The sequence below is a fragment of the Citricoccus sp. genome (genome assembly GCF_035445025.1).
Taxonomy (GTDB): domain Bacteria; phylum Actinomycetota; class Actinomycetes; order Actinomycetales; family Micrococcaceae; genus Citricoccus.
This window is the reverse complement of record NZ_DAOMPX010000016.1, coordinates 16049-27235: the sequence shown is the minus strand read 5'-3', so window position 1 is coordinate 27235 and position 11187 is coordinate 16049. Positions and strand designations below refer to the sequence as shown.

The following is an 11187-nucleotide window of genomic DNA, read 5'->3' as shown; positions in this document are numbered from 1 at the left end:
GACCGACCGCCGTCGGGTCGGGTCAGGCCGTGGTCAGTCCCTGGGCAGGACCGGCACCGCGTCGCCGGCCATCTTCTCGATGACCCGGACGACCTGGCAGGAGTAGCCGAACTCGTTGTCGTACCAGACGTAGACGATGGCGTTCTTGCCGTCGTTGACGATGGTGGCCAGGCCGTCGACGATGCCGGCGCGGTTGGAGCCGACGAAGTCCGAGGAGACGACCTCCGGGGAGTGGATGTAGTCCATCTGGGCGCGCAGCGCACCGGTCAGGGACTCGTTGCGCAGGTGCGCGTTGAGCTCCTCGACGGACGTCTCCTTCTCCAGTTCCAGGTTCAGGATGGCCATGGAGACGTTCGGGGTGGGCACGCGGATGGCGTTGCCGGAGAGCTTGCCCTTGAGCTCGGGCAGGGCCTTGGCCACGGCCTTGGCGGCACCGGTCTCGGTGAGCACCATGTTCAGGCCCGCCGCGCGGCCGCGACGCGAACCCTTGTGGAAGTTGTCCGTGAGGTTCTGGTCGTTGGTGTAGGCGTGCACGGTCTCCACGTGGCCGTGGTCGATGCCGTACTCGTCGTTGATGATCTTGAGCACCGGCGTGATGCCGTTGGTGGTGCAGGAGGCGGCCGAGAGGATGGTGTCCTGCTCGGTGATGTCGTCCGTGTTGACGCCGAAGACGATGTTCTTGATATCGCCCTTGCCCGGTGCGGTGAGCAGGACCTTGGCGACGCCCTTGGACTTCAGGTGCTGGCCGAGGCCCTCCTCGTCACGCCAGCGTCCGGTGTTGTCCACCACGACCGCGTCCTTGATGCCGAACGCGGTGTAGTCGATGCTGGCCGGGTCGTTGGAGTAGATCACCTGGATCACGGTGCCGTTGGCGGTGATGGTGTTGTTCTCCTCGTCCACGGTGATGGTGCCCTCGAAGGGGCCGTGGATCGAGTCGCGGCGCAGCAGGGAGGCCCGCTTGACCAGGTCGTTGTCGGAGTTCTTCCGCACCACGATGGCGCGCAGGCGCAGCGAGGAGCCGCCGCCCTCGTGGGAGAGGATGATGCGGGCCAGCAGGCGGCCGATCCGGCCGAAGCCGTAGAGGACCACGTCGGTGGGCTCGTGCAGGCCCCCGCCGCCCTTGCCGGCGACCTCAGCCAGCTCGGTGTCCAGGAAGGACTGCAGGTCTCCCCCGGTCTCCTTGTACTTGTTGGCCAGCTTGGCCAGGTCCACGGAGGCCGCGCCGAGGTTCATCCCCGCCATGGCCTCGACGATCGGGAAGGTGTCCTCGACGGGCAGGACGGACTCGTCGATCTGCCGGGCGTAGCGGTGCGCCTTGATGATGTCGATGACGCCCTTGTGGACGAGCTGGCGGCCGTAGATGCTGGTGATCACGTTGTGGTCCCGGTACAACGTGCCGATCAGCGGAACCATCTTCTCGGCCAGTTCCTCCCGGTTGTTCCAGGCGGCGCGCTGGTCCTGCGCGATTCCGGTGGTCTCTTCTGCCACGGTAGGTCCTTCCCTCAAGCCCCTGCCTCCAGGGGGCGACTGCGCTGTCGCTGCACGGGCGCCGGTGGGCACCCGGTAGTGGAGACGGTCACGGCCCGTCCGGCCTGCCGTACCCGGTCGGTATACGGCCGGACCCAGTCTAGTGTTTCCGCACCACCCCGGTTCCGCATGTAGCCATGTGGTGGGCGCGCCCACCCTGTGGCGTGGGCCACTGCGGCCCGGTGACCGGTTCCGGGCCGGTCACGGCGGGGCCGGTGGACACGGTCCATATTCGCAGGACCGCGCCACTGACCCGCGGACTGGTCACGGGATAGGGTGCAGTCAATCGCATCATCCGTGACACGCGGACCTTCCACACGTCGCGCCACGCGTGCATCACTCTCGAGAGGAGGGCCGGGGCCGACGGGCCCCGGAGACGCCACATGAGCCATGAGACACAGTCGACGGCAGACCTGGTCAACGAACTGAGGGAAAGACGCAAGCGGCCCCCGCGCCGCACCGACCGTGCCACGGGGATCGATCCCTGGGTCTTCGGCATCGCGGGCGCCGTCGCCCTGGCCATGGTGCTGTGGGGATTCATCGGATCGGACTCCCTCGGGGCCTTCTCCGCCGACGCCCTGAGCTGGACCATCACCCACACCGGCTGGCTCTTCGTCATCGCCGCCACGGTGTTCGCGGTCTTCGTGATCGTGGTGGCGTTCAGCCGCTTCGGGCGCATCAACCTCGGCCAGGACGAGGAGAAGCCGGAGTTCAGGACGGTCTCCTGGATCTCCATGATGTTCGCCACCGGCATGGGCATCGGCCTGGTGTTCTACGGCGTGGGTGAACCGTTGTACTTCTACATGGCACCGCCCCCGGGGACCGTGGAGGGCCAGACCCCCGAGGCCGCCGGGGTCGCCATGGGCACCACGCTGTTCCACTGGACGATCTACCCGTGGGCCATGTACGCCGTGGTCGGCCTCGGGATCGCCTACGGCACCTTCCGGCTGGGCCGCAGCCAGCTGTTCTCCTCCATGTTCACCCCGCTGTTCGGGGAGAAGGCGGTCAACGGCTGGGGCGGGAGGGTCATCAACATCCTGGCCATCCTGGCCACGCTGTTCGGTTCCGCCTGCTCCCTGGGCCTGGGAGCCATGCAGATCGGCGGCGGTCTCCAGTCCGCCGGGGTCATCGAACAGGCCACCACGGCGATCCTCGTGATGGTCATCGGGATCCTCACCCTGGCCTTCGTGGCCTCCGCCGTGTCCGGGATCGCCCGCGGCATCCAGTGGCTGTCCAACATCAACATGGTGCTGGCCCTGCTCCTGGCGGTGCTGGTCTTCATACTGGGACCCACGCTGTTCGTGCTCAACATCCTCCCCAACGCCGTGGGCAGCTTCATCAACGACCTGCCGGTGATGGCCTCCCGCACCGGCTCCGGTGACCAGACGATGCAGGAGTGGCTGGGCACCTGGACCATCTTCTACTGGGCCTGGTGGGTGTCGTGGACCCCGTTCGTCGGGATGTTCATCGCCCGCATCTCCCGAGGCCGCACCATCCGCCAGTTCGTGGTGGGCGTACTGCTGGTTCCCTCGGCGGTCTCCCTGGTGTGGTTCACCATCTTCGGCGGTGGCGCGATCGGCATCCAGGAGCGCGCCGAGCAGGCCGGGGACACGGGCGCCCAGCTCGCGTCGATCGTGGACGGGGCGCCGGACATCAACTTCGACCTGATCCTGTTCGACATGCTCGGCGCCCTGCCGATGAACCAGGTGCTCACGCTCATCGTCACCGGCATCACGGTGCTCCTGATCGCCATCTTCTTCGTCACCGGCGCCGACTCGGCCTCGATCGTCATGGGCACCCTGAGCGAGCGGGGCACCACGGACCCCTCCCGCAAGGTGATCATCTTCTGGGGACTGGCCGTCGGGGGCGCGGCCGCGGCCATGCTGCTGGCCGGCGGCGATGAGCCCGCCGAGGCACTCAACGGCATCAAGAACATCACGATCGTCTCGGCGCTGCCGTTCGTCCTGGTCATGCTGCTGCTGTGCGTGGCGATCTGGAAGGACCTGCGCCGGGATCCGTTGATGCTGCAGGACAGGATCGCCCGCCAGGTCCTCGAGGACTCGGTCTCCATCGCCGTGGAGAAGCACCCGGACAGCGGGTTCGGCCTCGTGACGGAGGCCATCGCCATCCAGGCGGCGCGGCCCCGGGATGCCGACCACGACGGCGTGCCCGACCGCCTGGACGCCCCGGTCCCGGCCCCGGAGGATCCGGGCCCCCAGGAGGATCCGTCCCCGGCCGATGCCGCCCACCCCGGACACCGGCAGGAGCGGGAGGACCGGTAGCAGTACCAGACAGCGGCGAGGGCCGGCGTCGTCTCCCCTTCTCGGGAACGACGCCGGCCCTCGCCGGGGGTGGGACAGGCCGGTTGTACGCCGGGTTCTGTGCCGTGACCGGTTGCCCGGACCACGGTGACGGCCATCCATCTAGGCCCGCCGTTGCCGACGGGCTCGAGCGGCCAACCCGGATGCTCGGGCGGGCAGCCCTGCGAGCGCATCCTGTTCGGCCTTGCACCGGATGGGGTTTACCGAGCCGGCCCGGTCACCCGGACCGCTGGTGGTCTCTTACACCACCCTTTCACCCTTACCCGCGCCGGTGGATGCACGCACCCACCGTGCGGGCGGTCTGCTTTCTGTGGCACTGTCCTGCGGGTTACCCCGAGTGGGCGTTACCCACCATCCTGCCCTGTGGTGCCCGGACGTTCCTCACGGCATCGCACGCGATGCCCTGCGACCGTCCACCGGCCTGTCCCGGCCACCCAGTCTACCGCCACGCCCACCCCCACTCGTGGCGGCGGCCCTCCCCCGCCCGGTGGCTAGGCTGTTCGGGTGCTCATCCTGCTGCCGCCCTCCGAGGGCAAGACCACTCCCAGCTCCGGCGCCCCGATGGAGCTCAGTTCCCTGTTCCTTCCCACGCTCACCGGCGAGCGCATCACGGTGATGGGCACCCTGGCCGCGGTGTCCACGGCACCGGACGCCGCCGAGGTCCTGGGGGTGGGCCGGGCGAAGCTGTCGGACATCGAGGCGAACCTCGTCCTGGACACGGCCCCCGCCGGCCCGGCCCACCAGGTCTTCACCGGGGTGCTCTACGACGCCCTGGACTACGCCTCCCTCCCGGAGGTCGCCCGCCGCCGGGCGCGTGAGGAGGTGCTGGTCTTCTCCGGCCTGTTCGGCGTGCTGACCCTGGGTGACCGGATCCCCAACCACCGCCTGACGGTCACCGCCACGCTGCCGACCATCGGACGGATGTCCTCGTGGTGGAAGCCCCGGCTCACTCCGCTGCTGGACGAGAAGGCCGCGCACGCCGGCGTGGTCGTCGACTGCCGCTCGGGCGGGTACGCGGCACAGTGGAAGGCCCCGGCGGAGACCACCGTGACGGTGGACGTGTTCCAGGTGCGCAACGGCGAGCGCACCGTGGTCTCGCACTTCGCCAAGCACACCCGCGGGCTGGTGGCCCGGGCCCTGCTGCTGGCGGGCCCCCGGGCGGCCCGGTCCCCGGAGACGGCGGCCGAGGTCGTGGCGGCCGCGGGCTCGGCCGCCGGTCCGTACGACTGGACGGTGGACCTGGTCCCGGCGTCGCAGACCCCCGGGTCGAGGCCGGGCCGGCTGGAGGTCACCCTGCCCGAGCGGTACTCCACCGTCTGAGCCGGTCGCCTCCCTCCTTCATCCCCCGGGACCGGCGGTGACCGGGACCTTTCCCCGGCCCGGGCGGGCCGCTACGGTGGTCGGATCCGATGCGCAGGAGGATGATCCGCCGTGAATCCCAACGTCCCCACCGTGGTGCAGTCCGACCGCACCGTTCCCATCAATCTGCGCCAGTCCGGGCCCACCCCGGTCCAGATGCTGATCGACACGCGCGTGCGGAAGTCGCCGTACTGGCACCTGTCCATGGAGGCCGGCTGCTGGCGGGCCTCGGTCTACAACCGCATGTACCACCCCCGGGGCTACGTGGCCCCCGAGGACGGCGGCATGATGGTCGAGTACGACTCCCTGGTGAACCACGTGACCCTGTGGAACGTGGCGGTCGAGCGGCAGATCCGGGTCCAGGGCCCGGACGCGGAGGCCTTCGTCGACTTCGTCATCACCCGGGACGCCACCCGGATCCCCGTCATGCACGCCCGTTACGTGATCCTGTGCAACGAGGCCGGCGGGATCCTGAACGACCCGGTCCTGCTGCGGCTCGCGGAGGACGAGTTCTGGTTCAGCCTCTCGGACTCGGACCTGCTGTTCTGGCTCCAGGGTGTCAACGTGGGCCGCCGGTATGACGTGGACATCCGCGAGATCGACGTCTGCCCCGTGCAGGTCCAGGGCCCGAAGTCCGTGGACCTCATGACAGACCTGTTCGGGGACGCGGTCGCCGGACTGCCGCCGTACGGCCTGCTCGCCGGGCAGGTGGCGGGCTGTGACGTGATCGTCTCCCAGACCGGGTTCAGCGGGGAGAAGGGCTACGAGATCTACCTCAAGGACGCGACCCTGCACGCCGAGACCATGTGGAACGCGGTCCTCGAGGCGGGCCGGCCACACCAGCTGGCCGTCGTGGCGCCCGCGCACCACCGTCGGATCGCGGCCGGCATCCTGTCCTGGGGCCAGGACATGGACCAGGAGACCCTGCCCTTCCAGGTCAACCTGGGCTATCAGGTCCCCCGGGGCAAGGCGGGCGAGTACGTGGGCAAGGCGGCCCTGGAGGAGGCCCGGCGGCAGGTCGAGGCGGGGACCCCGCCGTACACCCACCAGCTCGTGGGGATGCGGCTGGGCGGGGCGCCCATCGAGGACTACGCCCCGGACTTCTGGCTGATCAGTCCCGACGTCGACACCGACCCGGTCGGCTACGTCACCTCCCCCTGGTACTCGCCGGAGCTGGGTCACAACATCGCCATGGGGTACGTCCCGGTGGAGCTCGCCGGCCTGGGCACCGAGCTCTGGGTGCACCTGCCGGAGGAGTACGCGGACACCACCGGACGGCCCGTGGCGGCCGAGGTGGTCGAGCTGCCCTTCCGGCCCTCGGTCAACCCGAACCAGCGCGAGCTGCTGAGGCAACGGGGGCTGGACGCCGCCGAGTGAGGCGACGCCCCGGTCCCGTCCGCGTCCCCTGGCGGGCGTCACCGCCCGTGACGGCGGTCCGCGGCGCCCCAGCCTGTCAGGCGGTGCCCGCCTCGGCCACGAGCTCGACCTCGAAACCGCCGGGAGCCTCCAGGTAGGCGGCGTAGTGGCTGCGTCCCCCGGCGAAGGGGTGCTTCTCGGCGAACAGCACCGTGAAGCCCCGGTGGACCGCGCCCTCGACCAGCGCGTCGACCTCGGCCCGGGTGCCGGCCTGGAAGGCCAGGTGGTTGAGCCCAGGACGCAGCCGGTCATGACCGCCGGGACCCACGTCCGGTCCGGACTCCAGCACGAGGTACTCCCCGGCGCCCTGGTAGCTGGTGCCCTCGGACCACTCTCCGCTGACCTGGTAGCCGAGTTGCTGGAACAGCCAGCCCAGCGTCTGGCGGGCGCGGGCCAGGTCCTGCACCCAGATCTCCACGTGGTGCAGCCGGCCCGCCCGCCGCGGTGTCCCGGCGTCGGCGGGCCGTCCGGCGCTGTCCGCCGCGGCTGCCCCGGTCGCGGCCGGCACCGGTTCCGGTGCCGGCTTCTCCTGCACGGGCTGACGCCCGGGCGCCTGTGCCGGTTCCGGGGCGGACGTCGCGGTCCTCGTCGCCGTGGATCCGGCAGCCGCGGTGCCGGCCACCCGGATCCCGGACTTCGCGCGGACCCACGGGCGTCCGGACGCGCCGGCGTCCATGGCCTCGTTCGAGAGCAGGTCCGCGTCCTTGTTCTTCTCCCGGGGGATCCACTCGTACGTGACCCTGCCCGGGGGGAGGATCGCCCGGGCCTGGCCGGCCAGTTTCTGCATGTCCGCGTGCTTGATCTTCCAGCGCCCGCTCATCTGCTCCACCACGAGCTTGGAGTCCATCTTCACGTGCACCCGGGCCTCGGGGTCGAGGTTCCGGGCCATGGTCAGACCGGCCACGAGCCCGGAGTACTCGGCCACGTTGTTCGAGGCCCTGCCCAGCGGGGCGGCGTCGATGTCCAGGATCTTCCCGGTGGCCGGATCCCGAACGAGGGCACCGTAGCCGGCGACTCCGGGATTGCCGCGGGAGCCGCCGTCGGCCTCGACCTGCAGGACGCGTTCGGACACGGGCATCACTTCTCTCTGGTTCTGGACGGGTGGCCGGCCGGAGGCCGGCGGGGCTCAGCCCTCGGTGGCCCGGACCAGGATGGCCCCGGAGTCCGGGCAGTACACCAGCGTATCGGCCGGCGCCCGCTCGATCTGCGCGAGGTCCGCCGGGCTGATCGGCATGCCGGAGGCCTCCGAGTGGTTCCCGACCAGCCGCGCCGCCCCGATCCCGCCGGTGCGGGCCCGGACCTTCTCGTACCGGGCGACCAGTCCGGGGGGCAGGGTGGCCGCGAGCGCGGTGCGGTCCCTGGTCAGCTCGTTGCCGCGCGCGGAGACCTCGGTGGCCTCGGCCTTCAGCGCTGCCCCGCGGTCCCGGGCGGCGGACTGCGCCTCGGCCAGGAGCCGGTGGGCCTGCGCCTGCGCGGACTCGGCCTGTTCCACGGCGTCCATGGCCTCCAGCTCCGTCTCCTCGTGGCGGTCCTGTAGTTCGGCGAGCGTGGTGAGTTCGTGCATCATCCTCTCCAGGTCCCGGGCCGATCCCTCGCCGGCGTCCAGGCGCTTCTGGTTGCGCTCCCGGTGGGCCCGGACGGAGGAGACCTCCTGATCGGCAGCGGCCAGGGCGGCCTGCGCCGCGGCCAGCGACGCGGTGGCCTGGTCGGCCTCGGCCTGGCGGTCGGCGACCGCCTGCTGCAGCTGACGGAACCCGGGATCCTGGCGCAACTGCTGCATGCGCGACCGCGCCTGGTCCAGGGCGGTGTCCAGCGCCTGCAGGTCGAGCAGCCTCAGCTGTTCGGCCGGGGTCGCCGTGGTGGCCGGGGTCGCGGGGGTGGCGGAATCGGTCATGCGGGCCTCCTTCAGGAGCCGGGGGTCAGGACGAAGTCCCAGGGGTCGGTGTTCAGTGCGCTGACCGCGATCTCCACGTCGAAGCCGCGGTCGGTGAGCAGGGTGTCGAGGGCCTCGGCGGCGGCCGGCAGCCACAGCCACTCGCTGCCGAAGTGGGAGACCTCCACCAGGTAGGGGCGTCCGCCGGTCAGCCGGGCCGCCTCCCGCACCTCGGAGGCCGGGTGGTGGCGCAGGTCCGCCGTGACGTACACGTCGGCCCCGGCGGCCCGGACCTGGTCGAAGAGGCTGTCCCCGGCGCCTCCGCAGACGGCCACCGTGCTGACCAGCCCGTCCCGGTCCCCCGCCACGCGCACCCCGCCCGCCACGGCGGGCATGACCGAGAACACGCGGGCGGCGAAGTCGCCCAGTGTCATGGCCCGGGACAACCGGCCCACCCGGCCGAGCCCCTCCTCGGCCAGTCCCCCGGCGGCCGGGACCAGCGGCGTGACCTCCTGCAGCCCGAGCACGTCCGCGATGACGTCGGAGACGCCCCCGACGGCGGAATCGGCGTTGGTGTGGGCGGTCAGCAGCGCGCAGCCACCCTCGATGAGGCTGTGGAGGACCTCGCCCTTGAAACCGGTGGCCGCCACCGAGTGCACGCCGCGCAACAGCAGCGGATGGTGGGTGACGAGCAACTGGGCACCGGCGCCCACGGCCTCCTCGACCACGTCCTGGACGGGGTCCACCGCGAAGTGGATGCGGCGCACCGGCCGGCCGGGCCGGCCGGCCACCAGGCCGGTGGCGTCCCAGTCCTCGGCCAGGGACGCGGGCCACAACTGCTCGAAGGCCTCCAGCACCTGGGCCAGGGTCGGGATGCGGTCGGTGTCGCGGAGGTCCGTCCCCTCCGGCTCGGCCGGGGAGGACGGGGTCGGCGTTGCGGCGCTCATAGGGCCATTGTGCCCGAGTCGGGAATGAACCCGCGCTCCCCCGTGCTGTACCCCGTTGTGAGTGACGACGTGCGAGAGAACCCGTCCGACGACGTGACCGGAGCCCGCGGCTCCCACCGGGTGCTGACGGTGGCCGGTGGCTGCTTCTGGTGCCTGGACGCCGTGTACCGGCGCCTCCGGGGCATCACGTCCGTCGAGTCCGGTTACACGGGCAGCGACTGGCCCGACCCGGACTACGAGACGGTGTGTTCGGGGAGGACCGGTCATGCCGAGGCGGTGCGGGTGGGTTTCGACGAGTCCGTCATCAGCGCGGACATGGTCCTGGACATCTTCTTCACGGGCCATGACCCGACGACCCTGAACCGCCAGGGACATGACGTGGGTACCCAGTACCGCTCGGCGCTGTTCGCTGACGGCGCCGAGGACGAGGCCCTGTTCCGGGCCGCCATCGAACGCAACCAGGACAACTGGGCCGCCCCGATCGTCACCACGATCGAGCCGGCCGCCCGGTGGTATCCGGCGGAGTGGTACCACCAGGACTTCTACACGAACCGGCCCGATGCCGGCTACTGCCACGTGATCATCACCCCGAAACTGGCCAAGGTCCGGCAGCGTTACTCGGCGTGGCTGGTCGAGCCTCAGCTCAGCAGGCCACTGACATAGGCTGATTCCCGAGGACCCGGACGTCGCCGCCCGGGTCCAGCGCCCGTGCCGGCCACCGGCCCGCCGCCCTCAGTCCCTGCACCGACTTCGACAAAGGAAACCCTCATGGCCACCTTGCTCAACAACATCACCGAGGCCGTCGGCAACACCCCCCTCGTCCGGCTCAACCGGCTGACCGAGGGACTGCCCGGCCAGGTCGCCGTCAAGCTCGAGTTCTACAACCCGGCCAACTCGGTCAAGGACCGCATCGGCCGGTCGATCGTGGATGCCGCCGAGGCCTCCGGCCAGCTGCGCCCGGGCGGGACGATCGTGGAGGGCACCTCCGGCAACACGGGCATCGCCCTGGCCATGGTCGGTGCCGCACGGGGGTACAAGGTCATCCTGACCATGCCCGAGACCATGTCCAACGAGCGCCGCGTGATGCTGCGCGCCTACGGGGCGGAGATCGTCCTGACCCCCGGCGCCGACGGCATGCGCGGGGCACTGGAGAAGGCCCAGCAGATCGTCGCGGAGTCCGACAACGCCGTCTGGGCCCGTCAGTTCGCCAACCAGGCCAACGTGCAGGCGCACTACACCACCACCGGTCCCGAGGTCTGGGAGGCCACCGACGGCCAGGTGGACATCTTCGTGGCCGGCATCGGCACCGGCGGCACCATCACCGGCGCCGGCCGCTACCTGCGGGAGCAGAAGCCCGACGTGCGCCTGGTCGCCGTCGAGCCGGCCGACTCCCCCATCCTCTCCGGGGGCAAGCCGGGCCCGCACAAGATCCAGGGCCTGGGCGCGAACTTCATCCCGGAGATCCTGGACCAGGAGATCTACGACGCGGTGTACGCCGCCACCCTCGAGGAGTCCGTCGCCACCGCGCGTGACCTGGGCACCCAGGAGGGCATCCTGGGCGGCATCTCCTCCGGGGCCATCGTGTCCGCGGCCATCGAGGAGGCCAGGAAGGAGGAGAACCGGGACAAGCTGATCGTCGCGATCGTCTGCGACTTCGGCGAACGGTACATCTCCACCGTCCTGTACGAGGACATCCGCGGCTGATCACGGGCCCGCGGCACGCACTACAGTCAAGACACCGCCG

The 11187-nt window shown here is 70.7% G+C and carries 9 protein-coding genes and 1 other RNA gene; 5 read left to right on the top strand and 5 right to left on the bottom strand.

Annotated elements, in window-relative coordinates; translation table 11 throughout:
- Positions 1 to 33: 33 nt before the first annotated feature.
- A complete protein-coding gene (locus PLJ28_RS07175; RefSeq protein WP_183524931.1) occupies positions 34 to 1488 on the bottom strand; it encodes a glyceraldehyde-3-phosphate dehydrogenase in 1455 nt (484 codons plus the stop codon).
- Positions 1489 to 1910: 422 nt separating this feature from the next.
- Here PLJ28_RS07175 and PLJ28_RS07170 point away from each other — a divergent pair, with 422 nt between their 5' ends.
- The gene (locus PLJ28_RS07170) at positions 1911 to 3809 is read left to right on the top strand and encodes a BCCT family transporter (RefSeq protein ID WP_298044301.1); all 1899 of its coding nucleotides are present in this window, start codon (positions 1911 to 1913) and stop codon (positions 3807 to 3809) included.
- A gap of 70 nt (positions 3810 to 3879) precedes the next feature.
- Here the strand turns inward: PLJ28_RS07170 and rnpB are convergent.
- Positions 3880 to 4273: RNase P RNA component class A (gene rnpB / locus PLJ28_RS07165), an RNA gene on the bottom strand.
- Between the two features lie 79 nt (positions 4274 to 4352).
- Here rnpB and PLJ28_RS07160 point away from each other — a divergent pair.
- Both PLJ28_RS07160 and PLJ28_RS07155 read left to right on the top strand, forming a co-directional pair.
- Positions 4353 to 5168 carry a YaaA family protein gene (locus PLJ28_RS07160; RefSeq protein ID WP_183524925.1) on the top strand — a complete coding sequence of 272 codons (816 nt, stop codon included), beginning with the start codon at positions 4353 to 4355 and terminating at the stop codon, positions 5166 to 5168.
- A gap of 111 nt (positions 5169 to 5279) precedes the next feature.
- Complete coding sequence (locus tag PLJ28_RS07155) at positions 5280 to 6584, top strand: glycine cleavage T C-terminal barrel domain-containing protein (protein WP_183524922.1); 1305 nt, start codon at positions 5280 to 5282, stop codon at positions 6582 to 6584.
- A gap of 76 nt (positions 6585 to 6660) precedes the next feature.
- On the opposite strand, the gene PLJ28_RS07150 is transcribed toward PLJ28_RS07155, so the two are convergent.
- Genes PLJ28_RS07150 through PLJ28_RS07140 form a run of 3 tightly spaced genes read right to left on the bottom strand, consistent with a single transcriptional unit; the run spans position 6661 to position 9443 of the window.
- Positions 6661 to 7701 carry a reverse transcriptase-like protein gene (locus PLJ28_RS07150; RefSeq protein WP_324590005.1) on the bottom strand — a complete coding sequence of 347 codons (1041 nt, stop codon included), beginning with the start codon at positions 7699 to 7701 and terminating at the stop codon, positions 6661 to 6663.
- A gap of 48 nt (positions 7702 to 7749) precedes the next feature.
- A complete protein-coding gene (locus PLJ28_RS07145) occupies positions 7750 to 8517 on the bottom strand; it encodes a zinc ribbon domain-containing protein (RefSeq protein WP_183524916.1) in 768 nt (255 codons plus the stop codon).
- Between the two features lie 11 nt (positions 8518 to 8528).
- Complete coding sequence (locus tag PLJ28_RS07140; protein WP_183524913.1) at positions 8529 to 9443, bottom strand: Nif3-like dinuclear metal center hexameric protein; 915 nt, start codon at positions 9441 to 9443, stop codon at positions 8529 to 8531.
- Positions 9444 to 9512: 69 nt separating this feature from the next.
- Between PLJ28_RS07140 and msrA the strand changes: the two genes are divergently transcribed.
- Positions 9513 to 10106: a peptide-methionine (S)-S-oxide reductase MsrA gene (msrA, locus tag PLJ28_RS07135; RefSeq protein ID WP_370577098.1), complete on the top strand. Its 594-nt coding sequence runs from the start codon at positions 9513 to 9515 to the stop codon at positions 10104 to 10106.
- Positions 10107 to 10211: 105 nt separating this feature from the next.
- Positions 10212 to 11147 (top strand): cysteine synthase A, encoded by a 936-nt coding sequence (gene cysK, locus PLJ28_RS07130; protein WP_183524900.1) that lies wholly within the window; start codon positions 10212 to 10214, stop codon positions 11145 to 11147.
- The last annotated feature ends 40 nt before the right edge of the window (positions 11148 to 11187 follow it).